General features: G+C 69.7%; 20 protein-coding genes. 13 read left to right on the top strand and 7 right to left on the bottom strand.

Going from position 1 to position 22,628, the window contains the following annotated elements:
- The first annotated feature begins 20 nt into the window (after nucleotides 1–20).
- The 3 genes from HZS55_RS17225 to HZS55_RS17215 all read left to right on the top strand — a co-directional run bounded on the left by HZS55_RS17225 (nucleotide 21) and on the right by HZS55_RS17215 (nucleotide 2,327).
- Entirely contained in the window at nucleotides 21–464 is a 444-nt protein-coding gene (locus HZS55_RS17225; RefSeq protein ID WP_179908805.1) for a response regulator, read from the top strand.
- A complete protein-coding gene (locus tag HZS55_RS17220) occupies nucleotides 464–1,534 on the top strand; it encodes a hybrid sensor histidine kinase/response regulator (protein WP_179908804.1) in 1,071 nt (356 codons plus the stop codon). Before HZS55_RS17225 ends, HZS55_RS17220 begins: the two co-directional genes overlap by 1 nt.
- A gap of 136 nt (nucleotides 1,535–1,670) precedes the next feature.
- Entirely contained in the window at nucleotides 1,671–2,327 is a 657-nt protein-coding gene (locus tag HZS55_RS17215; protein ID WP_179908803.1) for an METTL5 family protein, read from the top strand.
- 27 nt (nucleotides 2,328–2,354) lie between these two features.
- On the opposite strand, the gene HZS55_RS17210 is transcribed toward HZS55_RS17215, so the two are convergent.
- Nucleotides 2,355–4,055, bottom strand: coding sequence for a rhomboid family intramembrane serine protease (locus HZS55_RS17210; protein WP_179908802.1), 1,701 nt, complete (start codon nucleotides 4,053–4,055; stop codon nucleotides 2,355–2,357).
- 106 nt (nucleotides 4,056–4,161) lie between these two features.
- Here HZS55_RS17210 and HZS55_RS17205 point away from each other — a divergent pair, with 106 nt between their 5' ends.
- Entirely contained in the window at nucleotides 4,162–4,491 is a 330-nt protein-coding gene (locus HZS55_RS17205) for a DUF5789 family protein (RefSeq protein ID WP_179908801.1), read from the top strand.
- A gap of 135 nt (nucleotides 4,492–4,626) precedes the next feature.
- On the opposite strand, the gene aglJ is transcribed toward HZS55_RS17205, so the two are convergent.
- Together aglJ and HZS55_RS17195 are read right to left on the bottom strand one after the other, a co-directional pair.
- Nucleotides 4,627–5,679, bottom strand: coding sequence for an S-layer glycoprotein N-glycosyltransferase AglJ (gene aglJ / locus HZS55_RS17200; protein ID WP_179908800.1), 1,053 nt, complete (start codon nucleotides 5,677–5,679; stop codon nucleotides 4,627–4,629).
- A gap of 119 nt (nucleotides 5,680–5,798) precedes the next feature.
- Complete coding sequence (locus HZS55_RS17195; protein WP_179908799.1) at nucleotides 5,799–5,978, bottom strand: hypothetical protein; 180 nt, start codon at nucleotides 5,976–5,978, stop codon at nucleotides 5,799–5,801.
- A gap of 89 nt (nucleotides 5,979–6,067) precedes the next feature.
- On the opposite strand from HZS55_RS17195, the gene HZS55_RS17190 reads away from it, so the two are divergent.
- The 3 genes from HZS55_RS17190 to HZS55_RS17180 all read left to right on the top strand — a co-directional run bounded on the left by HZS55_RS17190 (nucleotide 6,068) and on the right by HZS55_RS17180 (nucleotide 9,990).
- The gene (locus tag HZS55_RS17190; protein ID WP_179908798.1) at nucleotides 6,068–6,931 is read left to right on the top strand and encodes a TrmB family transcriptional regulator; all 864 of its coding nucleotides are present in this window, start codon (nucleotides 6,068–6,070) and stop codon (nucleotides 6,929–6,931) included.
- A gap of 100 nt (nucleotides 6,932–7,031) precedes the next feature.
- Entirely contained in the window at nucleotides 7,032–8,486 is a 1,455-nt protein-coding gene (locus tag HZS55_RS17185; protein WP_179908797.1) for a sulfatase-like hydrolase/transferase, read from the top strand.
- A gap of 106 nt (nucleotides 8,487–8,592) precedes the next feature.
- Nucleotides 8,593–9,990 (top strand): sulfatase-like hydrolase/transferase, encoded by a 1,398-nt coding sequence (locus tag HZS55_RS17180; protein ID WP_179908796.1) that lies wholly within the window; start codon nucleotides 8,593–8,595, stop codon nucleotides 9,988–9,990.
- 24 nt (nucleotides 9,991–10,014) lie between these two features.
- On the opposite strand, the gene HZS55_RS17175 is transcribed toward HZS55_RS17180, so the two are convergent.
- Both HZS55_RS17175 and HZS55_RS17170 read right to left on the bottom strand, forming a co-directional pair.
- Nucleotides 10,015–11,235, bottom strand: a complete 1,221-nt coding sequence (locus HZS55_RS17175) for a glycosyltransferase family 4 protein (protein WP_179908795.1) — start codon at nucleotides 11,233–11,235, stop codon at nucleotides 10,015–10,017.
- Nucleotides 11,232–12,206 carry an alkaline phosphatase family protein gene (locus HZS55_RS17170; protein ID WP_179908794.1) on the bottom strand — a complete coding sequence of 325 codons (975 nt, stop codon included), beginning with the start codon at nucleotides 12,204–12,206 and terminating at the stop codon, nucleotides 11,232–11,234. The genes HZS55_RS17175 and HZS55_RS17170 overlap by 4 nt, the downstream gene beginning before the upstream one ends.
- A 152-nt stretch (nucleotides 12,207–12,358) precedes the next feature.
- Between HZS55_RS17170 and HZS55_RS17165 the strand changes: the two genes are divergently transcribed.
- The 3 genes from HZS55_RS17165 (at nucleotide 12,359) to HZS55_RS17155 (ending at nucleotide 16,474) form a co-directional block, all read left to right on the top strand.
- Nucleotides 12,359–13,390 (top strand): glycosyltransferase, encoded by a 1,032-nt coding sequence (locus HZS55_RS17165; protein ID WP_179908793.1) that lies wholly within the window; start codon nucleotides 12,359–12,361, stop codon nucleotides 13,388–13,390.
- Between the two features lie 109 nt (nucleotides 13,391–13,499).
- Nucleotides 13,500–14,936 carry a sulfatase-like hydrolase/transferase gene (locus HZS55_RS17160; RefSeq protein WP_179908792.1) on the top strand — a complete coding sequence of 479 codons (1,437 nt, stop codon included), beginning with the start codon at nucleotides 13,500–13,502 and terminating at the stop codon, nucleotides 14,934–14,936.
- 131 nt (nucleotides 14,937–15,067) lie between these two features.
- Nucleotides 15,068–16,474 (top strand): oligosaccharide flippase family protein, encoded by a 1,407-nt coding sequence (locus HZS55_RS17155; protein WP_179908791.1) that lies wholly within the window; start codon nucleotides 15,068–15,070, stop codon nucleotides 16,472–16,474.
- Nucleotides 16,475–16,520: 46 nt separating this feature from the next.
- Here the strand turns inward: HZS55_RS17155 and HZS55_RS17150 are convergent, their stop codons facing one another.
- Nucleotides 16,521–17,621 (bottom strand): sulfatase-like hydrolase/transferase, encoded by a 1,101-nt coding sequence (locus HZS55_RS17150; RefSeq protein WP_179908790.1) that lies wholly within the window; start codon nucleotides 17,619–17,621, stop codon nucleotides 16,521–16,523.
- Between the two features lie 77 nt (nucleotides 17,622–17,698).
- The gene (locus HZS55_RS17145) at nucleotides 17,699–18,772 is read right to left on the bottom strand and encodes a DUF2304 family protein (RefSeq protein WP_179908789.1); all 1,074 of its coding nucleotides are present in this window, start codon (nucleotides 18,770–18,772) and stop codon (nucleotides 17,699–17,701) included.
- Nucleotides 18,773–19,047: 275 nt separating this feature from the next.
- Here HZS55_RS17145 and HZS55_RS17140 point away from each other — a divergent pair, with 275 nt between their 5' ends.
- The 3 genes from HZS55_RS17140 to HZS55_RS17130 all read left to right on the top strand — a co-directional run bounded on the left by HZS55_RS17140 (nucleotide 19,048) and on the right by HZS55_RS17130 (nucleotide 22,622).
- On the top strand, nucleotides 19,048–19,911 hold the full coding sequence (locus HZS55_RS17140; protein ID WP_179908788.1) for a polysaccharide deacetylase family protein: 864 nt from the start codon (nucleotides 19,048–19,050) through the stop codon (nucleotides 19,909–19,911).
- Nucleotides 19,908–20,966, top strand: a complete 1,059-nt coding sequence (locus HZS55_RS17135; RefSeq protein ID WP_179908787.1) for a lysylphosphatidylglycerol synthase transmembrane domain-containing protein — start codon at nucleotides 19,908–19,910, stop codon at nucleotides 20,964–20,966. The genes HZS55_RS17140 and HZS55_RS17135 overlap by 4 nt, the downstream gene beginning before the upstream one ends.
- Before the next feature lie 108 nt (nucleotides 20,967–21,074).
- Nucleotides 21,075–22,622: an alkaline phosphatase family protein gene (locus tag HZS55_RS17130; RefSeq protein WP_179908786.1), complete on the top strand. Its 1,548-nt coding sequence runs from the start codon at nucleotides 21,075–21,077 to the stop codon at nucleotides 22,620–22,622.
- Nucleotides 22,623–22,628 lie beyond the last annotated feature (6 nt).

Here is a 22,628-nt window from a genome sequence, read left to right as displayed (position 1 = left end):
CGACGGACGGAGGGACGGCGATGAGAAACGACGAGGCCGAACCGGTCGCGATCCTCCTCGCGGAGGACAACCCGGGCGACGTGACGCTGACGCGGAAAGCGCTCGAACGGGGGAGCATCATCAACAACCTCCACGTCGTGAACGACGGCGTCGAGGCGCTGTCGTTCCTCCGTCAGGAGGGCGAATACGCGGACGAACCGCGACCGGACCTCGTCCTCCTCGACCTCAACATGCCGCGCAAGGACGGCCGCGACGTGCTGGAGGAGATCAAGACCGAGGACCGCCTCAAGCGGATCCCCATCGTCGTCATGACGAGTTCGGAGGCCGAGGAGGACATCGTCCAGTCCTACGACCTGCACGCCAACGCCTACCTGACGAAACCGATCGACTTCGACGGGTTCCTCGATGTCATCGAGCGCATCGAGGAGTTCTGGCTGACCGTCGTCAAGATGCCGCCCGAGTGATGAAGCCGACCGTCCACGCGCTCCTCGTCGAGGACAATCCGGGGGACGCGAAGCTCGTCGAGCACTATCTCGACAACCCCTCCGTCCAGGCGTTCCTCGACGAGGTAAAGCTGACCCACGTCGAGTCGCTCCCGGCCGCGGAGGAGGCGCTCGCCGCGGACCACTACGACGTGCTCCTGCTCGACCTGGGGCTCCCCGACTCAGAAGGGATAGAGACGCTCTGCCGGGCCTCGGAGGTCGAGTCCGACGTGCCGATCATCGTGCTCACCGGGCTCGAAGACACGGGCGTCGCCGTCGAGGCCATCCAGTCCGGCGCACAGGACTACCTGCCGAAGGGGGACCTCGACGGTGACAGGCTGGTTCGGGCGCTCCGCTACGCGATAGAGCGACACGAACAGGAACGGGCGCTCACCCGCCGCAACGAACAGCTGGATTTCTTCAACAGCGTCCTCCGCCACGACATGATGAACGGGTTCAACATCATCATGGCGCGGGCGGACATGCTTCAGAACGGGCTCGACGACCCGGAACACGTCGCCCACGCCGAGAACATCCACGACTGGAGCGTCAAGATCACCGACCTGAGCGAGAAGGTCCGCTCCATCCTGGACTCCGTCGCCGACGACGGTGACGCGACGCTCGAACCGGTCGAACTCGACCCGCTCGTGACGGCCGAAGCCGAACGGGTCGACGCCGTGACCGACAGAGTCGACGTCGATGTCGACGTCCCGGAGGGGACGACTGTCCTCGCCAACGACCTGTTCGAGGACGTGGTCGCGAACCTCCTCACCAACGCGGTGGAACACTCGAATGCGACGACCAGCGTCCACGTCAGCGTGGACGACGGCGGGCCGACCGTGTCGCTCCGCGTCGCCGACGACGGGCCGGGCGTCCCGCCCAGCGACCAGGCCGACATCTTCGAACGCGGTGGCAAGGGCGACGCCTCGACGGGCACCGGATTCGGCCTCTTCTTCGTCTCTTCGATGGTCGAGTCCTACGGTGGCTCGGTCCGCACCGAGGAGAGCGACAGCGGCGGCGCCGCCTTCGTCCTCGAACTACCCCGGGCCTGATCCCGCCGCGACCACGGGCCGCCGCGGGATTACTGCTGGACATTCACAAACGTTTTTGCATACGCGGTAGAAATTGTGTAGGAATGAGTGACGCGACGCGGCGCGCGGACGGTCAGGGGAACCGCGAGGTGAGAGCGTGAGTACGAAGACCCGTCTCGCACAGCAACTCGGCGTGGTCGCGGGTTTCGAGGACCCGCGGGTCGACCTGGAGCAGTACCGGACCCCGCCCGATATCGCGGCGCACCTGATCCACACCGCGGACCTGCAGGGCGACGTCGAGGGTCGGACGGTCGTGGACCTTGGCACCGGGACGGGGATGCTGGCGCTCGGTGCCGTGTTGCGCGGGCCGAAACGGGTCGTCGGCGTCGACTTAGATCTCGACCCGCTGGCGACCGCGCGGGCCAACGAGCGCCGCGTCGCGGCCGCCGCGGACGTCGAGTGGGTCCGTGCCGACGCGACCGCGCTCCCGCTCGTCCCCGACGGACCGACGACCGTCGTCATGAACCCGCCGTTCGGCGCCCAGTCGGGTAACGAACACGCCGACCGCGGCTTCCTCGCGACGGCCGCCGCCGTCGGCGACGTGTCCTACTCGATCCACAACGCCGGCAGCGAGGCGTTCGTCGAGTCCTTCGCCGCCGACAACGGCGGCCGCGTCACCCACGCCTACGCGGCGGAGCTCGACCTCCCGCATCAGTTCGACTTCCACGAGGACGACTCGCGGACGGTCGACGTGGAGGTCTTCCGGATCGTCTGGGACGACGACGCCCGCGACGCAGACGCCGACGCGGAGTGACCGGCGGGGCGTCGCGGTCGCCGTGTCTCACCCTCGCTGGGCTCGCGGGACGGACTTGCTCGCGACCTGGACTCTCGTCCGGTTGCTGATGGCGACCAGCCCCTGACCGGTCCGGTTCAGCGTCAGCCCGCCGACCGCCGTCGCGTTCGACCGCCCGGGGACCGGCGCCCGGCCGAGCACCGACCCGTTCGACGAGACGACGGCCTCGAACCCGCCCTCGACGGGCGCGACCGAGACGTTGCGGCCGTCGATCGTCGGCCGGGCGCGCCGCGCGTCGGTCGCGTAGGCGAGCCGCGCCCGCTCGCCCGCCTCGCGGAGCGACACCTTGTACACCGAGCCGTTGCCGACCAGCGACCACCCCTCGCGGTCGGCGTACACCGTCTCGCGCCAGCCGAGCCCGCCGACGCGGACGCGCCCCCACCCCTGGAAGGCCAGCCGACTCTTCGAGACCGCTTCGAGCCAGACCCGCCGCTCCTCGCTGAGGACGACCACGCCGCTGGAGCGGATCGTCCGGGAATCGCCGTAGAGGTACTCGTTGACCAGCGAGACGTACTGGTTGGGTTCGTTCTCGACGTACGTGACGGTGTAGTCGCGGACCTCGACGGTCGCCGCGTCCGCGGGTAGCTCCCCCGAGACGGTCGAGAAGCCGAACGGGACCGCGAACGACGAGAGCACGACCAGTCCGACCGCGAGGACGGCGACCGACGCGTCGGGCCTGGACAAGCCGAGCGACCGCCCGTCCAGCCGCGGGACGAGCGACCGGTTCGACGCCGAGACGGCGGTCGCGACGAGCGCCGCGGCGAGGAAGACGATCCCGACGCCGACCGCGCGGAAGAGCGCGTAGCTGTTGGCGCCCAGCGGCGCGTAGATCGCCCACAGCGACTGTCGGATGCCCAGCACCAGCGCCGCGAACCACAGGTACAGCGGGTTGGGGTAGTCCTCGCGAACGGCGAGGACGGCGATCCCGGCCAGCACGCCCGCCAGGATGCCGATCGCGTGGCCCTGGATAGCGATGTCGGCCCACCACGGCGAGGAGAAGCCCGGGCCGGGCTCGCGGGTGATGTAGGGGGTGCGCAGGCTCCGGTAGAGCAGGTCGACGACGCGCTCGGAGACCAGCGCCAGCACCGCCAGCATCGGCCGCGTCACCATCGCGAAGCCGACATAGGCGTACACCACCCCGGAGAAGCCCACGACCGGCCCCATCGAGAACAAGCCGGTGAACACGCCCACGACGACGGACGCGGCGGGGACGGCCAGGAGGCGAACGAACGGATTCGTGCGCAGCGAGCCGAACGACTCCGACCCGCGGTCGGTCGGGTAGTGGCCGAGGTAGTACTCGACGATCGGGGCGAACAGGACCGTACCCAGCAGGTTGCCGGTGATGTGGCCGACGCCGTTGTGGGCGAAGCCGGCGGCGAGGACGCCGAGCGGGTAGAAGTACGACCACGACCGGAAGGGGACGACGAGCGGGCTGTTGGGGTGGTCCCAGCCGCCCTGGAGGACCCAGTAGACGAGCAGGACGCCGAGGACGGTCAGCAGCGTCCCCCAGGGGACGCCGAGGACGAACCGGGCGCGCAGGCGGTCGCCCCAGCGTTCGCCGGGGACGAGCCGGCGGAGGACGCCGACGGAGACGACGACCGCGAGGACGAGGAAGATCTGCTGCCAGGGAGCGAGCGCGCGGACGGCTTCGACGAACTCGGCGACCGGCGCCGACGACGACTGCAGCATGTCCGCCACAAAGGGGGCCGGTTAGTTATCCTTGGTGGCGAGCGCCCCGCTCGCGGGAGGGGTCGAGCCGCAGGATTTTCGGAGGTCGATGCCGTTGTACCGGGTGATGGGAGTTCGGCCACCGTCGAACGACGTGGACGAGGAACCGGACGTCGTCGAGTTCGGCATCGCGGCACTCGACGCGCGACTGGCCGACGCGGACGTGGGCTTCCCCGCGACAGCGGCGGAGTTACGCGACCGGTTCGGCGACGCGACCGTCCCGTACGACGCCGCCGGCAACGAGATGCCCGTCGCCGAGGCGCTGGCCGAGACGGATCGGGAGTCGTTCGACTCCGAGGACGACCTGCTCAACGCGTTGCACCCCGTCTTCGAGCGCAAGCGCCAGGCCGCCTCGACGAGCATCGTCAAACAGCTCCGCGGGCTCGTCCCCTTCTGAGTCGCCCCGCCGCTCGGGCGCCGACGCTTCCTGTTCGGGCGCCGCTCAGCCCCGCCGCTCGGGCGCCGACGCTTCCTGTTCGGGCGCCGCTCAGCCCCGCCGCTCGGGCGTCGACGCTTCCTGTTCGGGCGCCGCTCAGCCCCGCCGCTCGGGCGTCGACGCTTCCTGTTCGGGCGGGGACCCCTCGGGGCGGTCGCCCGCGGCCCTGTCCGCGGCGTTCGTGCTCTCGGACTCGTCGACGCGAGTGGCGTCCCGCGCTCGGTCCTCGCTGAGCCGCTGCGTGAGGTCCTCGAGCTGGCGGGTCTGTTCGCGGTTGACCGTGACGATCATGTCCGAGAGGACGCCGAACATCAGCAGCTGCACGCCGAAGATGATCGCCAGACCACCGAGGAAGGCGAGGACCTCGTGGGAGGTGTTGGCCGTGATCCACTCGACGGCGACGTACGAACCGAGGACGAGGCCGACGACCAGACTGACGGTGCCGACGCTCCCGAAGTAGAACAGCGGGTTGTTCGTCTTGGCCATCTTGTACAGCGTCAGGATGATGTCGGCGCCGTCGCGGAACGGCCGGAGGTTCGTCTCCGAGTCGTCCGGTCGGGCGCGGTAGCGGATCGGGACGACCTCGGTGCGGACGTTGTGCTTGACGCATTCGACGGCCATCTCCGTCTCGATGCCGAAGTGATCCTCCGTCAGCGAGAGACGGTCGATGCTGTCGCGGGTCAGCGCCCGGTAGCCGCTGAGGATGTCCTGGTAGTCGCGGCCGTGGATGACCGAGAACGCCCGGTTGATGACGCCGTTGCCGAACCGGTTGAGCCGCGTCATCGCGCCGTCCTCCATGTCGGCGAACCGATCGCCGATCACGTGGTCGGCCCGCCCCTCGAAGATCGGTTCGAGCATCGCCGCGGCGTCCTCGGCCCGGTAGGTCTGGTCGCCGTCGAGCATGAGCACGACCGGGGCGTCGGTCAGTTCGAACCCCTCCTGCAGGGCCTGACCCTTCCCCTCCGAACCGCGTTGCTGGACGACGCGTGCGCCCTTCTCCTCGGCGATCGACTGCGTGCCGTCGGTCGACCCGCCGTCGATCACGAGGATGTCGTCGAACCCCTCGGCCGCGAACGACTCGACGACCGGCCCGATCGTCTCGGACTCGTTCAGCGTGGGGACCAGCACGCAGACGTCGTCGTACTCCATCGTCCCCCCTTTGACGCTCCGAGAGAAAAAGGTTCCCCGTTGGGATCGTCACGACCGACGGGAACGCGGCGGCCGGGACCTGTGGCCGGCGGCTCAACGCCGCGGGCGGCGGCCGACGGTCAGTCGTCGGCCCGCTCCTCGCTCAGGTGTTCCCAGATCTCGGTGCAGCCACAGCCGTCGGCCACGTCGTCGAGGTGGGCGTCCTCGCGAGCGTCCCCGTCGGCCGACCCGTCGTCGACCCGGTCGTCGTCGGTACCAGCGTCGGCCGCGTCGCCGTCCGCGTTGTCGAGTTGGACCATAGTTACTCAGCTTGTGAGTAACTCATGGCACCGACAGGTAAGTACCTTTCGGGGACATTTTAAGGTCGCGCGGCGAACGCAGGGGTGACATGAACGGCGAGGGGAGCGCGGTCTTCGACCGGCTGGGGTTGACCGAGTACGAGGAGACGGCGCTGCGGGAGTTGCTCTCGCTCGGGAAGACGACGGCGCCGAACCTCGCGGAGGCGACGGACATCCCGAAAGCGCGGATCTACGGCGTCCTCGAGTCGCTGTCGGACCGGGGGTTTGTCGAGGTCATCCCCGGTCGCCCCAAGGAGTACCAGCCCAAGCCGCCCGAGGCGATCCTCGACCGCGCCGTCGAGAACCACCGTCAGGACTACGAGACCTTCGCCGCCGCGATCGACGACCTGCGCGAGGAGTTCCTCGCGGCGTTCCGGCCCCGCTACGAGGGGGCGAGCGAGGACGTGACGCCCACCGAGGAGCTGTTCCACGTCGTCGACGTGGGCGAACCCAGCGAGCGCGAGACGCGGCGGCTCTACCACGACGCCACCGACGAGGTCGACGTCGTCACCAAGAGCTTCGAGTACTTCGACTCCGTCGAGCCGGCCCTCGCCGACGCGCTCGACCGGGGCGTCGACGTCTCCGTCCTGATGCTCGTCCCCGAGTTCCTCTCGACGGACCCGCGCGACGAGCCGGCGATCCAGCGGGAGATCGTCGAGGGGATCCGCGCCGAGTACCCTTCAGTCGAGATCCGCTTCTCCACCGGGAAGCTCCCCTTCCGCGGCCACGTCGCCGACCCCAGCCTCGACTACGAGACCGGCTCGGCCATCCTCCTCGTCGAAGAGGAGGACGTGCCCAACCACATGCGCCAGGCCGCCATCACCGACAACGGCGCCTTCGTCGCCGGGCTGAAGCGCTACTTCGACCTCATCTGGGACCACGAGAGCGTCGGCGACGTAGACGACCGGACGTAGTTCGACCCGACGAATCCGCCGTCGCGCCCGACACCGGTCCCCACCGGCCGGTCGGATCGGGACCATTTATTAGACGACCGGATCAACCGACACCGAAGTCGTGACATCGCCCCCTCTCGACGGGACTGCCCCCTCGAACGTCCTCCTGATCGTCCTCGACAGTGTCCGAGCCCGCGATGCCGGTCTCTACGGCTACCAGCGCGAGACGACGCCGTTCCTCGAGACTTTCGCGGAGCGAGCGACGGTGTACGAGCAGGCCCGGGCGCCGGGGATCCACAGCATCGCGAGCCACGCCAGCATCTGGACCGGCCACGAAGTCGAGGAACACGGCCTCTCGCGCCACGAAGACGAACTCGCCGCGGGGACGACGGTCTGGGAGGACCTCGACGACCGCGGGTTCGAGACCGGGCTCTTTACGACCAACGTCGTTGTCTCCCACGCTTCGAACCTGGCAGCGCCGTTCGGAACGGTGGTCGCCGACGAGTTCACCGACCCGACCGAGAAGCTGTTCGAATCGGCCCACGGCCCCGGCGACGTGCGCGACCACGAGGGACTGGCGGGCAACCTCTCGCGCTGTCTCGACGACGACGAGCCGCTGAAGGCCCTCGCGAACAGCGTCCACCACGTCTACCGCAAGCGACGGGGCGGTACCGGCGACTCGCTCGACTCGACGGGCGTGCTCGACCGCTTCGAGTCGTGGCGCGAGGACACCGACGGTCCGTGGGCCGCCTGTCTCAACCTCATGGACGCCCACTTCCCCTACGAGCCCGACGACCGGTTCGACCTGTGGGGCGACGACCGGCTGCGGGAGTTCCAGGCGGCGCTGGAGAAACCGCCGTCGTACGAGTACACCCACGGCCGTCCGTGGTGGCAGCTCGAGACCGCGAGACACCTCTACGACGGCGCCGTCCGCCAGGCCGACGCGCGCGTCGAACGTGTCGTCGACGGCCTGGATCGGGCGGGCGCCCTCGACGACACGCTCGTGGTCGTGACCAGCGACCACGGCGAGGGGTTCGGCGAGCACAGCGCCCTCGTCCCGGCGGCGCGGTTGGTCGACCACAGCTGGGGGATCGACGAGGTCCTGACGCACGTCCCGCTCGTGGTGAGCTACCCGGGCCGGTCGGACGGCGAGCGCGTCGAACGACCCGTGTCGCTCGCCGAGTTCCCCTCCGTTGTCGAGGACGTACTGGCCGGAACCGCCGACCCCGCGTCGTTCGCGCGGGACGGACCGGTCGTCGCCTCGACGTTTCGCCTCCTCGACCGGGACGCCGGAACCTTCGACGACTCCGAGGCGGACGCGGCCGACTATCGGGGGCCCTGGCGGGCCGTCTACGACTACGACGACGGCGTGGTCCGCAAGTCCGCCCGGCGGGGCGACAGCGCGGCCGCCTTCGAGGTCCCCGACGCGCAGCACGTCTGCCCGGCCGACGGCGACGCCGCAGCCCGGGTGGCGTCGGTCTTCGGGGAACTGGAAGACGCGGGCGTCAAGAAGGGAGCCGGAGCGGTCGAGGCCGGCGTCGAGGACCGCCTGAGCGACCTGGGCTATCTCCGGTGAGCGCCCGGCCCGCTGGCGCGACTCCGAGTGGCCGCACGCCGCGACCCCGGGTGGCCGCGGGTCGCGACCCGACACGGTTTAATCCACCGCCGTAATTACAGGAGCCATGACGCGGAACGTCGTCTTCGTCGTCCTCGACTCGGTCCGGAAGGACTACTTCGACGAGCACGCGCCGCGGCTGCTCGCCGAGGCCGACGTTTCGATCTCGCAGTGCCGCGCGGCCAGCAACTGGAGCCCCCCGAGCCACGGGGCGATCTTCACCGGCGAACTGCCCTCGGTGTCCGGCATCCACAGCCACGACCCCTCGTACGAGGACACGCCGCTCGAAGACACCTTCCTGTCTGCGTTCCGCGACCACTTCCGCTTCGCGGTCAGTAACAACCTCTTCGTCGCCCGCCCCTACGGGTTCGACGAGTACTTCGACGAGTTCGCCAACGTCTCGCGTCACTCCGTGTTCGCCGAGGGCGAGGAGATCGACTCCTTCCTCCACGACATCGACGCGACGGGCCTGCCCCGGTACGCGGAGTTCTTCAAGCGCGCCCTCGCTCACGACGAGACGCTCAAGAGCGCCGCCAACGGTCTCGCGCTGAAGACCAACGAGTACCTCGCGAACACCCCGTTGCCCCGGCTGTGGGACTTTGGGACGCGAACGACGCTCGGCTACGCCGAGCAGCTCGTCCGGGAGAACTCCGAACCGTTCTTCGGCTTCATGAACCTCATGGAGACGCACAACCCCCACGCGAACAACGTCTTCTACGGGGCCGACGACGTGCCCAACGACTGGTCGTCGGACGCCTACCGCACCATCGACTTCAACAATCAGGTGCGCGCGGAGGGCGTCGACGAGACCCACGTCGAGCACTACCGGAACGTCTACGCCGAGTCCATCCGCTACACCGACGAGCAACTGGTCGCGTTCGTCGACCGGCTGGCCGACATCACCGACCACGAGACGACCGTCGTCGTCACCGCCGACCACGGCGAGAACCTCTGCGGTCCGGAGGAAGACGACCTCCTCGGCCACGTCGGGAACCTCTCGGAGGCGCTGTTGCACGTCCCGCTGACGATCCTCAACGCGCCGGGATCGGTCGACGAACCCGACGACGAGTACTTCTCGCAACTGGACCTGGGCACGCTGATCGCGGGGCTGGCCGACGACGAGCTGAACGCCACGTTCCGGGAGCGGGTCCCCGCCGAGGCGGTCGGCGCGGCGCCCCCGGAGGACGTGGCCGACTACGACTTCTGGGACCGGATGATCCGCGCCGTCTACAGCGGCGACCGCAAGTACGTCTGGGACTCGTTCGGCGACCGCGCAGTCTACCGTCTCGACCGCGACCGGCTCTGCACCCAGACCGAGGTCGACGAGCCCTGGGACGACGAGGCGGTCGCCGGCCTCTTCGAGACGGATATCGGGACCTACAAGGGCCAGTTCGGCGACGACAACGGGAAAGCGTGGAGCGACGACGCCCCCACCGAGCGGCTCAAAGACCTCGGCTACCTCTGAGGCTGCGCCGTCGACCGCGCCCGCTCACTCGCGGTAGGTCGCGACGACCGCGTCGGCCAGGCGGTCCCACGTGTGGTTCTCGACGACGTACTCGCGGCCGCGCCGCCCCATCTCCGCGAGGGCGTCGTCGTCGAGCGACCGCAGACGGGCGATGGCGTCGGCGACGGTCTCGGGGGACACCCGGTCGAGCGCGACGCCCAGGTCGCGTTCGGCGACGAAGCCCAGTTCGTCGGTCGCACTCGTGATGACCGGGCGCTCGCAGGCGAGATACTCGTAGCACTTGATCGGGTTCGACGGGTTGTCCGCGTCGACCACGCCGTAGGTCGCGTCGCAGCTCCCGACGTACGGCGCGAGCTCGTCGTGGTCGACGTACCCGCAGAACGTCACCGCGTCGGTCAGGCCGGCGTCGGCGACCCTCGATTCGAGGGCGTCGCGCTGGGGGCCGTCGCCGACGACGAGGACGTGGACCGCTTCGCCGTCCGGGAGGGCGGCGACGGCGTCGAGCAGGTCGCCGACCCGATGGCGCTGCTTGAGGCTCCCGACGAACCCGACGACGAAGTCCCCGGGGTCGATCGGCGCGTCGATCCGCTCGCGCGCCTCGGCCCTGTCCATCGGCTGAAAGCGTTCCGGGTCGACGGCGTTCGGGAAGACGGTCGCGTCCTCGCCCAGCCCGTAGCGGTCGGCGATCTCGCCGTATGCGACGTACGTCTCGTCGGCCGCCAGGGCGTTCGCTCGCACGAGCGCGTCGACGACGGTGCCGAACTTCAGGTTCCGGCCGACCATCCCGCGGATCAGCGCGACGTACGGCGTCCGCGTGACCAGCGCGGCCAGCGGCGTGAACACCGACGACGGGCCGACTCGGGCGACGATCAGGTCCGGGTCGACGGCCCGCTCGGCGGCGGCGTGCGCCCGGAGGGTCGGCAACTGCGACCGGGCGTGCCACTCCATCGTCCCCGCGGGCTTCTCCGGCAGGAACCACGCCCGCTCGGCGCCGTCGGTCAGTCCCGGCGGGAGCGCGTCGGCCGGACGCGGGCAGACCAGCGATAGCTCGACGCCGTGGTGGCGAGCGAACGCGACGGCGATCTCCTTCGTCGCGACGTTGCCGCCCGACCGGCCAGACAGGTCCATCGGGCTGACGAACAGCACGGACAGAGGGTCGGCCGACGGGTCGCGGTCCAGTGCGTCTTCGCCGTCGGGCGCCGCGCCGGGCGGGTCGTGAGGGGACGCCTCGCCGGCCGCCGTCATAGGTAGCCGAGGTCTTCCAGCTGGTCGCGGACCTCGGTCCCGTCGCCGCGCTGGCGTTCGGGGTCCTCCTCCCGGCTCGCGTGGTCGGTCGCGTCGAGTTCCGCGTCGATCGCGTCGGCCACGTCGAGGACGCTCCCGATGTCCTCGACCATCGCCCGGTCGGTCCCGGCGACCATCGCCTCGTGGGTGTGGACGCCGTCCTGCAGGCCGTGGTCGCTGACGAGCAGGAGTTCGTCCCCTTCGTCGAGGTCGGCGCGGAGTTCGCCGACGAACTCGTCGAGTTCGTCGTAGGCCGCCATCTGGAGGGCCGGCATGTCGTAGGTGACGTGGCCGATCAGGTCCAGGCCGCTCGTGTAGGCGAAGACGAGTTCGTGGCGGCCGCCGCGGACCCCGCGACGGGCGCGGGCGATCCGGACCATCGCCATCTCCATGCACTGCTCGTAGAAGGTGGCCGGGTCGGAGGAGGTGTGGCCGCCGGTCGATTCGGGGTCGCGCTCGAACAGGTCGCCGAGGCTGCGGCGGAGGTTGTGTTCGCGGTCCTCGCTGTCGGGGTCGACGACGTAGTTGGGGACGCCGATGGCGGTCGCCTCCCGACCGTCGAAGACCGTCGCGATGTCGTTGTCCGCGTAGTAAGTAGCGGGCGTCCGGAAGGCGTCGGCGCCGGTGTTGGTCAGCAGCCAGGCGCCGATCCGCGACTGGAGGGCGTCGGGCAGGAGGTAGTCGGCGACGCTGCTGCCGGCCTCCAGGAGCGGGTTGCCCCAGGCGACGCCGTCGTCGTCCAGTTCGAGGCCGTGATCGGCGGGGGTGAGCCCGGTGATGATCGTCGGCCAGAGCTCGTGCGTGCTGGGTTCGCCGGTGTGGCTGACCAGCGTCTCGATCGCGCGATGGTGGTCGAGGACGAGGTTCGGGTGTTCGTCCGGGTCCACCAGGTCCGGATCGAGCGCGTCCAGTCCGAGGACGACGAGGGTCATACCCCCGTGTTCTGTCGGGGTATAAAAAACTCGTTCGCTACGAGCGAGGTCGACCGAAGGGAGCCCTCGCCGCGGACGGCGAGGGGCGAGGAGCGGCTCCGCGGAACCGCTCATGGGAATCCTTTTGCACGCGGCAGGTGGAGCATCCGGGCATGAAGATCGGGTATCTCTGCTATCGCCTCTCGGGCACGGGGCCGCGGACGCGGGCCGCGGACGTGATCAACGCGGTGGCGGGGGAGCCGGACCAGGAGGCGGTGGTCCTGACGAACGAGCCCGAGGTCGTGACCGCCGACGCGGACGTGCGGCCGGTCGCCATCGACAAGCCGGTCCACCTGCTGCGGACCGCCCGGTCGGCGTTCGCCGACGCGGACGTGGTCCACGTCCCGATCAACGTCTATCAGGCGCTGTTCGTCCGCCTCGTCTACCGGGGGCCGCTGGTCGGCGGCGTCGGTCCCGGCCTCCAGCCCTCGGCGTTCCACAAGCGGCTCGGCCGGCTGATCGGGGTCGACAAGAAGATCAAGGTCCACCAGTGGGATACCCAGTGGGAGGAAGCGGGCTACGACACCGCGATCTGCACGGCGACGATCGACACCGGCGTGTTCCGCCCCTACGACGACGACCGGATCGCCGAGTTGCGGGGGGAGTTCGGTTTCGACGACGAGACGGTCGTCCTCTACGTCGGGCGGCTCACCGAACACCACGGCGCTCACCTCGTCGACGAGGCCGCTCGCATGGCCGAGGGCGACGACGGGCTCGAATTCGTCGTCGTCGGCGACGGGCCGCTCGAAGACCGATTCGAGGGCCGCGAGAACGTCACGTTCCCCGGATTCGTCGAGAACCGACGGATGCCCGAGTTCTACAATCTCGCGGACGTGTCGACGGCGCCCCGTATCAGCGACAACACCTCGAACGTCGGGCTGGAGTCGATCGCCTGCGGCACGCCGTTCGTCACGACCGCGACGGGCACCATCGAGAAGCTGTTCGGCGACCGCGAGGCGTACAGGTGGGCCGACCGCGACGCCGAGTCGCTGCTCGCGGCGCTCCGGGAACTCGCCGGAGACCCGGAGGCGTACGCGGCCCAGCGCGAGCGCGGGCTCCGCGCGATCGAGGAGATGCCGGTCACCATCGACAGCGCGCTCGACATCCATCTCGGGGTGTACGAGGAACTCGCCGCTCGGACGTGACTCGGCGCACGCCCGACCGACCGCGCGACTCGGCCGAGGGAGCTGCGGGCCGACGGGTATCGAACCGCGTGTTATATACACCGAACGGGGCAATCGGACGGTGAACAGCATGTCTTCGCCGAACGTGCTCCTCGTCATCCTCGACAGCCTGCGGGCCCGGAACTGCAGCCTCCACGGGCACGGGGCCGAGACCACGCCGTTCCTCTCGCAGTTCGCCGACGAAGCGACCGTCTTCGACCAGGCGCGCGCGCCGAGCATCCACAGCATCGCGAGTCACGCGAGCATCTTCAGCGGCTACCATGTCGAGGAACACGAGGTCACCGAACACAAGGACTTCCTGCGGCCGGAAGCGACGCTCTGGCACCGTCTCGGCGCCGATCACGGCTACGAGACGGGCTTTTTCACACCGAACGTCATCGTCACCGAGACGTCCAACCTCGGCGAGGCGTTCGACACCTGCGTCGGGCCCAAACGCACGAAGTCCCACCTCTTCGAGGGCGCGCTCGCGCCCAACGACGTGGAGGGGAACCTCACGCCGGCGGAGTTCACCCGGCTCGCCCTCGGTCACGAACGGCCGGTCCGTTCGTTCCTGAACGGCGTCTACGAGAAGCTCTCCTCCCGGGGCGGGAGTCAGGACCCGGACGCGGAGGACGCGAACGTCTACGTCGACGAGTTCGAGTCGTGGCTCGACGACCGGAGCGGGCCGTGGGCGGCCTGTCTGAACCTGATGGACACGCACACGCCGTTCGTCCCGCACGACGCGTACGACCGGTGGAGCGACGGCCACGCGGCCGGCCGGCACGGTCGCGGCGACGGCGACGAGTCCCCGGAGGCGTTCACCGACGAGTTCTGGACGCATCTGCAGGGGCTCGAAGGGCTCTACGACGGGACGATCCGCCAGGCCGACGCCGCCGTCGAGCGACTGGTCGAGACCCTCCGCGAGCGGGACGCTCTCGACGACACGCTCGTGGTGGTGACCAGCGACCACGGCGAGGGGTTCGGCGAGCGCAGCGACCTCGTTCCGGGGGTGCGGCTGCGACACCACAGCTGGGGCATCGACGAGCGGTTGACCCACGTGCCACTGGTCGTCTCGACGCCCGGCGAGGGGGGCGGCGAGCGGGTCCGCGAGGCGGCGTCGCTGACGCAGTTCCCCGCGGCCGTCGAGGCCGCCCTCGACGGCGAGGACGCCGCGGCGGCGTTCGTCCCCGAGGGACCCGTCGTCAGCTCGACCTACCGGATCCGCCCGCCGGGCGACGAACTCGATCTGCCGCCGGCCGAGTGCGAGCGCTATTTCGGCCCCTGGCGGGCGGTCTACCGGACGACCGACGAGGGAGTCGTCAAGCACGCTCGGCGCGGCGACGACGCCGGGGAGTTCCTGATCCCCGACGCCCAGACGGTCGAGCGACGGGCCGACACGGACGGCGGCGAGGTCGCGGCCGTGTTCGACGGCCTTCGGGAGACGGGCGTGAAAGTCGGCTCGGCCGCCGATCGGGACATGACCGGCGACGTGGAGGACCGCCTGGCCGACCTCGGGTATCTCCGATAGCGCCGAGTACCGGGCGCGGTTCCCGACGTAGCGCCGGGCGCCGGAGCCGGACGGACGGGGTCCGGACGCCGTTCGACGGAGCCCGAACCGAACCGCATCTTTTACCCGCGACGGCGATATTTACCCGGATCATGCAACACGGTCGAACCGCCGTCCTGCACTTTCTCGCACAGGTGGTTCGGTCGCTCGCGGGTTTCGGGACGACCCTGTTCGCGGCCCGGTACTTCGGCGCGGCCGGCCTCGGCGTCTACTCGCAGTTCCTCGCGTTGCTGTTCTGGGTGAAGCTGCCGGGAGACAGCATGACCAGCGCCGTCTCCAAGCGGATGTCCGAGTCCGAGACGACTGTCGGGCACTTCTCGGCGGGGCTGCTCGTCGTCGTCGGGTACGGGATCGTCGTGGGGCTGGCCGTCGCCGTCGTTCGGGGCCCCGTCAACGACTTTCTCGGGATCGACGCTGCGCTGCTGCTCGTCGCGCTCGTCGTGGTCAACATGGCGTTCGACATCGTCAAGAGCGGGTTCGTGGGCGACAAACGCGTCGCCGTCTCGGGCTGGCTCGGCACCGCCGAGCAGGTGCTCCGGCTGGGCGGTCAGGTGGCGTTCGTCCTCGGCGGCGCGATGGTTCTCGGGCTGGTCTACGGACACATCCTCTCGCTGTTCGTCTTCACGCTGTTCGGGCTGGTCCTGTTACGCGACCGACTGGCGGTCCCCGACCGCTCGGACCTGACGGAGCTTCGGACCTTCGCACAGTACTCCTGGCTGGGCAACCTGAAAGGCCTCGCCCTCAACTGGATGGACATCCTCGTGCTCGGGATATTCGTCGGCGACGACCTCGTCGGCATCTACACCGCCTCGTGGACGCTCGCGTCGTTTCTCACGCTCGCGAGCAAGTCCATCGCGACGACGCTGTTCCCGGAGCTGAGCGACCTCGGCGACCGCGGTGACTTCGAGAAGGCCCGCGAACTCGTCACCGACGCGATGCTGTTTAGCGGCGTCTTCCTCATCCCGGGCGGGTTCGGCGCCGCCGTCCTCGGCTCGGAGCTGCTCCAGGTTTACAGCGCCGAGTTCGCGACCGGCGGCACCGTCCTCGTCATCCTCATCGGCGCCCGGCTGTTCCACGCGTTCGGCGGCCAGTTCATCGGCGCGCTCAACGGCCTCGACTACCCCGAACTGGCGTTCCGGATCAACGCCGTGTTCTTCGCCACCAACTTCGTCCTCAACGTCGTCCTCGTCTACCTGTACGGCTGGTACGGCGCCGCGACGGCGACGCTGCTGTCGACGGTCGTCTACGTCGTGCTCGGGTGGACGCTCCTGACACGGGAAGTCGGCGTCATTCGGATCCCGTACCGCGCGATCGCCCACCAGGTGTTCGCCGGCGCCGTCATGGCCGCCGTCGTCTGGACGGTCCGGCCGGCGACGCCCAACCCGCTGTACGTGACGGTCGCGCTCGTCGCCGTCGGAGCCGCCGTCTACGGCCTCGTCCTCGTGACCGTCTCGGCGCCGGTCCGCGGGAAACTCCGCGCGCTCGCCGATCTGGACTGACGAATCCGCCGACGCCGGCGTCGAGAGCGACGCGCCCCTGTACCGGCTACTCCACGTAGCCCAGATCTCGGAGCTGCCCCTGTAGCTCCTCGGGTACGTCGTCTTCGACCCCGGTTTCGGTCTCGCGGCTCTCGAAGGTGACGCGGGCGTCGCGGCTGACCAGCCGGTGCTCGAAGTCCTGCCAGAGCACGGTCGCCTGTTCGTGCCACGGCGCGATCGTGATGGTGTAGTCGGTCGTCGTCTCCAGCAAGTCGTTCCCGTGCCAGGCGTCGGCCACGTCGGCGCCGGCGCTGGCGGCGATCGTCGGCGCCAGATCCAGCAGACTGAGCGGTCCATCGGCGTCGATCCCGTCGAAGACGACCGGAACCTCGACGAGGCAGTCGTCGACGCGGCGGAGCTGGGGCTGGTGGAAGTAGTAGCCCTCGACGCCGAACCCCTCGCCGTGGTCGGCGGTGAAGACGAACTTCGGGTCGTCGCTGTCGATCTCCGCGAGGAGGTGCCTGACGTTCTCGTCGGCCCGCTCCAGCGAATGGCGGTACTTGCGCTCGATCTCGGCCTCCTCGGCGTCGCTGAGCTGCTCGGGCTTGAAGAAGGCCTTCTGGTCGAGCTCCTCGGAGACGGCGTCGTCGCCGGCGCCGTAGGGACGGTGGGTTTCCATGAGGTGGACCCACAGAAAGCGGGGGCCTTCGGCGGCGTTGAACCACTCGATGGCCTGGTCGACGACCTCGCGGTCGCGCGGTCGGTTCTCGCTTTTGGCGTGGGGCGGGTAGAACTTGTAGTAGATCCGCCGCAGCAGGTCGAAGTTGGCGAGGTACTGCCGGAGGCCGCTGCCGCGGTTGCCGGGTTCGATGAAGCTGTCGTAGCGGTCGAACCCCTCCGCGAAGCCGAACGTGGCGTCGGTGTTGGGGTTCGGCGAGCACCCGAGGCACGTGTACCCAGCGTCCGAGAGCGCCTGGGCGAGCGTCGGCTCGTTCACCCGCCCCGTCAGGACCGACTCGTAACTGGACGCGTGGATGCTCGCCAGACTCGGCCGGGTGTACTGGGCGGCCGTCATCCCGGTCGCCACGTCGAACGAGGAGACGTAGTCCATCTCGTCGACGTAGTCGGCACGCACCGAGTCGGCGGTGACGAAGACGATGTCGTCCATTCGTTCGCGTACTCGCCCAGAGTCGGGATGACGTTTTTGGTCGTTCGCGAGCCCCGGTCGCCCGTGAGCGACGACTCTCACCGGATCCAGGTGACGACGATGGTCCGGGCGAGCCCGACGGCGTAGCCCAGCCCGGGCTTCTTCGTCTCGCCGGCTTCGCGCTCGCGGATGGTGACCGGAACCTCCCGGATCCGGAGCCCGTTCTTGCGGGCCTCGATGATGAGTTCGGGCGCGGAGAACCGTTCCTCGGTGAGCGTCAGCTCCCCGAGGCGGTCGCCGCGGATCGCGCGGTAGCCGTTCGTGCAGTCGGTGATGTCGGCCCTGGTGAGGCGATTGATGAGCCACGTGAACGCGCGGATACCGCCGCGACGCGTCATCGAGTTGCCGGAGCGGTCGCGGCCGCGGTAGCGCGACCCCATCACGTAGTCGGCCTCGCCGTCAACGACCGGCGAGACGAGCGCGTCGAGCCGGTCGACCGGGTGTTGCCCGTCGGCGTCCATCGTCACGACCACGTCCGCGCCGTGCTTTCGGGCGATCTCGAAGCCGGTCTTCAGCGCGCCGCCCTGGCCCTGGTTGAGCGGGTGTTCGACGACGATAGCGTCGCGGGCCTCGGCGGCCCGCCGCGTCCGGTCGTCGGACCCGTCCGAGACGACGACCGCCCGCACGACGTGGTCGCGGACGGTCTCGGGAAGCGAGTCCAGCACGTCGCCGACGGTGTCGGCCTCGTTGTACGCGGGGATCACGACGTAGACGGACCGCCGGTCGGGGTCGTCGTCGAGCGGCGCCTGCTCGACGGCCAGCTCGCGCGTGAGCTCGTTGACGACCGCCCGGATCGCGCCGATCCGGCTCACGAGATAGAGGATCAGGAAGAGGAAGGTGGCGTTGGCGAAGATCTGGATGAGCAGGAACCGACTCTCCAGGTTGAAGGCCGTCGCCAGCGCGCCGTACAGCCCCGGCGCCAGCCCGACGGTGAGCAGCCCCACCGCCAGGGCGATCGCGAGCCCGAACTCCGTCTTCGAGAAGGTCGTCCGGTAGCGGTCGAAGCCCCACAGGAGCGCCACCGCTGCCAGACCGACGAACAGCAGCGTCAGCGCCTCGTTATCCAGCCCCGGGAGGATATCGGGGGCGACCCCGGCGGGAACGACTGGCATACGTGTTGGTATCCCGAGTGTCTGCCGCTTATATCCCGCGATCCGTGGGAGCCTCTCCGCTGATATATCCGGCCAGTGCCCCTCCGGTCGCGCGGTCGGACCGAGCGAACGATCCGTCGGGAGACGGGGGGAGCGACCCGGGAATCGGCGCTCAAACTGGGGATCGCTATCCGGACCGGGGATCGCTACCCGAACCGGGGACCGATTGACGGTCGGCCGCCACCCGCACCACCCAAGTGTGCCGGGGGTGTAGCGGGAGGCAGGTCGAGTCGCCGATGTCACAGCCACAGGCCGCTCTCTCCGTCGACTTCGAGTTTTTCACCCATCTGCCGGCGTACCGCGGCGCCCGCGGCGTCACCGACCGCCCGGCGGTCGGGCTCGGCGGCGTCACGTCTCTCCTCGACGCCTTCGCGGACGCCGACGCGTCGGGGACGTTCTTCACCGTCGGCGAGATGGCGGACGACCACCCGCGCGTCGTCGAACGCATCGCCGTCGAGGGGCACGAAGTCGCGTCGCACACCCACACCCATCAGCACCTCTCCGAACTCGACAGCTCCGAGCGCCGCGACGAACTCGCGCGGTCGAAGGAGCGCCTTACTGCGGTCGCCGGTGAGCCGGTCACCGGCTTCCGCGCGCCGTCGTTCGACCTCGGGCCGGACCACTTCCGGACGCTCGCGGACCTGGGCTACGAGTACGATTCGAGCGTCGTGCCCTGCCGGTCGATTCCCGGCTGGTACGGCGGCGAGTTCGACGCGGAGCGACCGACGCCGGCGAGCGCGGTCGACCCGACCGCACCGGACGACTTCGTCGAGGTCCCGACCGCGGTGATGGAGCGTCTGCGTCTGCCGCTGACGGGCACCTGGATCCGGTTTTTCGGGGTCACCTACACGATCCTCGGGATGCGACTGCTCGCCCGGCGGGGCATCGCGCCTGTGCTGTACGTCCACCCGTGGGAACTCGTCGACCTCCCCGCCGTCGAAGGGGTTCCGAAGCGCGTGTACGTCCGGACGGGCGCGTACATGCGGCGCGCGGTCCGCCGGATCCTCGCCGAGCCGTTCGAGTTCGTCACCGTCGGGGAGCTCGCCGAGACCGTCGACGGGGCCGGACCGGCGTCGGCCGGGCGGAGTGACCGGTCGTGAGCGACGGCGACGCGGACGGTCGATCCTGGCGCCGACGGGCGCTCTCGGCGCTCCAGTGGGTCGTCGCTCTCGGCGCCTTCTGGTACGTCGCCCGCGGGGTCGACTGGTCGACCACGGCGAGCGAGCTGGCGACGCTCGACGCGGTCGTGATCGTCGCCGTTCTCGCGATCACCGCGGCGGAGTTCGGGTCCCGGTTCGCGATGTGGCACGCCCTGCTGGGCGGGCTCGGACCGACGGATCTGCGGACGACCGCCAGCGTCGACCTGGTGATCAAGTTCGTCAACCACGTCGTCCCCTCCAAGGCGTCGGGCCACTCGGTCGCGCCGCTGGTCGTCCGCCACTACACGGGGGCCGACTGGGCCGAGGCGGTCAGCGTCTCGGGCCTCAACACCGGCCTCTACGCCGCCCTCTACGGACTAGTGGCGCTCGCTGGCCTCGGCCTGTTCGCCCCTCGACTCGGCGGCGGGTGGCTGGTCGTCATCGCGCTGTCGACGGGGGTCTATCTCGCCGCGGGCGCGCTCGTCCTCCTGGCCGGTCGGCGGATGGACGCCGCCGGCCGCCTGGCGAGTCGGCTGAGTGGCCTCCTGGGTCGGGTCCCGCGCGTGGGCGACCGCCTCGCGGGCGTCGCGGGCGCTCTGCCGTCGTTCACTGCCGACTCGGCGAGCGTCTTCCGGCGACTCTCCGTGACGCCCTCGGTCGTGGGGCCGTACGCGCTCGGGTGGGCGGGGACGCTGATGGTCTTCCCCGCGCTACGCGTCTGGGTGTTGCTCACGGCGCTGGGCGGGACGTTCGAACCCGCCGTCGCCCTGCCGGTCGTACTCGTCACGGCCTACAGCGTGACCGTGCTGCCGCTGACGCCCGGCGGCGTCGGGGTCGCGGAGGCCTCGGCGACCGCGGTGCTCGTCGCGCTGGGCGTCGCCCCGACACTCGCGCCGGTCGTCGTCCTCCTCGACCGGACCTTCGGCGTCTACCTGCCCGCTGTGCTGGGCTGGCCCCCCGCCGCGAACCTCGACTTCGCGGAGCTGTTCGCCCGGGGTGAGGGCGGCGAGGGGTAGCCGGCGCCGCCCGCGTCGGGCCGAACCCGGGCGCCGAAACCGGTCTATGGAGGGCTTACCGTCGGTACGAACGAAACGTATTTCCGCCGGCCTCACGGGATTCCGACAATGACGCGGACCTTCGTCGTCGGGCTCGACGGCGCCAGCTGGCTGTTGACCGAGCCCTGGATCGAAGAGGGGACCCTCCCCAACCTCGCCGCCCTCCGCCAGTCGGGCACCTACGCGACCAGCCGCAGTTGCCTCCCGCCGGTCACCTACCCCAACTGGAAGTGCTACGCCTCCGGGAAGAATCCCGGCAAGCACAGCGTCTACTGGTGGGAACGCATCGACCTGGCCGACGAGCGAATCGACATCATGAGCAGCAGCGACTACAAGACCGCCGAGCTCTGGGATTACCTCAACGCCGACGGCCAGCGCGCGGCCGTCGTCAACATGCCCTCGATGTACCCCCCGCGGGAGATCGACGGCTACGTGGTCTCTGGGGGCCCCGACGCCGTCGAGGGCGAGTACCGCTCGCTCGATTCGGGCTACACCCACCCTCCCGAGTTCGAGGCGGAACTCGCCGAGCGATACGACTATCAGGTCCACCCCGACCCGCTGCTGTCCTCGAACGACGAGCGCGGCGCCGAGGTCGAGGAGATCCTGCGCCTGTTCGAGCGCCGGTTGCAGGTCGCCAAGGACCTGTTTCTGGAGGAGGAACTGGAGTTCACCCACGTCACCCTCTTCTACCTGAACGTGCTGCATCACTTCTTCTGGGACGAGGAACCGACCAAGCGGGCGTGGCAACTGGTCGACGAGTGGCTCGGCGAGCTGGCCGATCTGGACGACACCAACCTCGTGATCATGTCCGACCACGGCGCGGCCGCGACGACGACGGAGTTCTACGTCAACGAGTGGCTGGCCGAGAACGGCTATCTCACCCGGGCCGGCGGCGTCGAGGACTACTTCCAGCGGGTGGGCCTGACCCGCGAGACCGCCCTCGACGTGGCGAAACGCTTCGGCCTCGTGGAGTTCCTCGCCGAGACCGTCCCCCAGCGCGTCCAGGAACTGGTTCCCCAGAGCGCCGGCGCCAAGCGCGAACGCAAGATGGAGCTGATCGTCCCCGAAGAGACCAAAGCCCTCGCCAGCGGCCAGGGACCGATCTACGTCAACCCCCGCTTCGACGTGGAGTCGGTCCGCGAGGACCTCATCGCCGACCTCCGGGAGGTCACGGACGAGGGCGGCGAGCCGCTGTTCACCGGCGTCTACCGCGCGGAAGAGGTGTACGACGGCCCCTACGTCGACATCGGGCCGGACGTGGTCGTCGACCAGCGTCCGGGCGTCCACGTCAACGACGGGATGGGCGGCGACGCCGTCCAGACCGAGCCCGACCGCTGGGCCGCCGAGAACACGCCGACGGGAATCTTCGTGGCCAACGGCCCCGACTTCCGGAGCCGGGGCGAGATCCCCGAGATCGACATCCGCGACATCGCGCCGACGATCCTCGCCAACCACGGCGTCGACACCCCGACCGACATGGACGGCGAGGTGCTCGACGTCTTCGTCGACGACCCCGACGTGGGCACGCAGGACCCCATCGACCACGAGGACGCCGGAGCGGGCGGCCCCTCTGACGAGGTGGCCGACCGACTGACCGAACTCGGCTACATGGAGTGAGCGAAG

The sequence above is a fragment of the Halosimplex rubrum genome (assembly GCF_013415885.1).
GTDB classification, from domain to species: domain Archaea; phylum Halobacteriota; class Halobacteria; order Halobacteriales; family Haloarculaceae; genus Halosimplex; species Halosimplex rubrum.
This window is presented reverse-complemented; position numbering and strand designations above follow the sequence as displayed.

Excerpts from the sequence above, each read along its gene's own strand:
- HZS55_RS17225 (WP_179908805.1), top strand. The coding sequence starts at position 21 with ATGAGAAACGACGAGGCCGAACCGGTCGCGATCCTCCTCGCGGAGGAC.
- HZS55_RS17220 (WP_179908804.1), top strand. The coding sequence starts at position 464 with ATGAAGCCGACCGTCCACGCGCTCCTCGTCGAGGACAATCCGGGGGAC.
- HZS55_RS17210 (WP_179908802.1), bottom strand. The coding sequence starts at position 4,055 with ATGCTGCAGTCGTCGTCGGCGCCGGTCGCCGAGTTCGTCGAAGCCGTC.
- HZS55_RS17205 (WP_179908801.1), top strand. The coding sequence starts at position 4,162 with ATGGGAGTTCGGCCACCGTCGAACGACGTGGACGAGGAACCGGACGTC.
- aglJ (WP_179908800.1), bottom strand. The coding sequence starts at position 5,679 with ATGGAGTACGACGACGTCTGCGTGCTGGTCCCCACGCTGAACGAGTCC.
- HZS55_RS17195 (WP_179908799.1), bottom strand. The coding sequence starts at position 5,978 with ATGGTCCAACTCGACAACGCGGACGGCGACGCGGCCGACGCTGGTACC.
- HZS55_RS17190 (WP_179908798.1), top strand. The coding sequence starts at position 6,068 with ATGAACGGCGAGGGGAGCGCGGTCTTCGACCGGCTGGGGTTGACCGAG.
- HZS55_RS17180 (WP_179908796.1), top strand. The coding sequence starts at position 8,593 with ATGACGCGGAACGTCGTCTTCGTCGTCCTCGACTCGGTCCGGAAGGAC.
- HZS55_RS17175 (WP_179908795.1), bottom strand. The coding sequence starts at position 11,235 with ATGACGGCGGCCGGCGAGGCGTCCCCTCACGACCCGCCCGGCGCGGCG.
- HZS55_RS17170 (WP_179908794.1), bottom strand. The coding sequence starts at position 12,206 with ATGACCCTCGTCGTCCTCGGACTGGACGCGCTCGATCCGGACCTGGTG.
- HZS55_RS17165 (WP_179908793.1), top strand. The coding sequence starts at position 12,359 with ATGAAGATCGGGTATCTCTGCTATCGCCTCTCGGGCACGGGGCCGCGG.
- HZS55_RS17160 (WP_179908792.1), top strand. The coding sequence starts at position 13,500 with ATGTCTTCGCCGAACGTGCTCCTCGTCATCCTCGACAGCCTGCGGGCC.
- HZS55_RS17155 (WP_179908791.1), top strand. The coding sequence starts at position 15,068 with ATGCAACACGGTCGAACCGCCGTCCTGCACTTTCTCGCACAGGTGGTT.
- HZS55_RS17150 (WP_179908790.1), bottom strand. The coding sequence starts at position 17,621 with ATGGACGACATCGTCTTCGTCACCGCCGACTCGGTGCGTGCCGACTAC.
- HZS55_RS17145 (WP_179908789.1), bottom strand. The coding sequence starts at position 18,772 with ATGCCAGTCGTTCCCGCCGGGGTCGCCCCCGATATCCTCCCGGGGCTG.
- HZS55_RS17140 (WP_179908788.1), top strand. The coding sequence starts at position 19,048 with ATGTCACAGCCACAGGCCGCTCTCTCCGTCGACTTCGAGTTTTTCACC.
- HZS55_RS17130 (WP_179908786.1), top strand. The coding sequence starts at position 21,075 with ATGACGCGGACCTTCGTCGTCGGGCTCGACGGCGCCAGCTGGCTGTTG.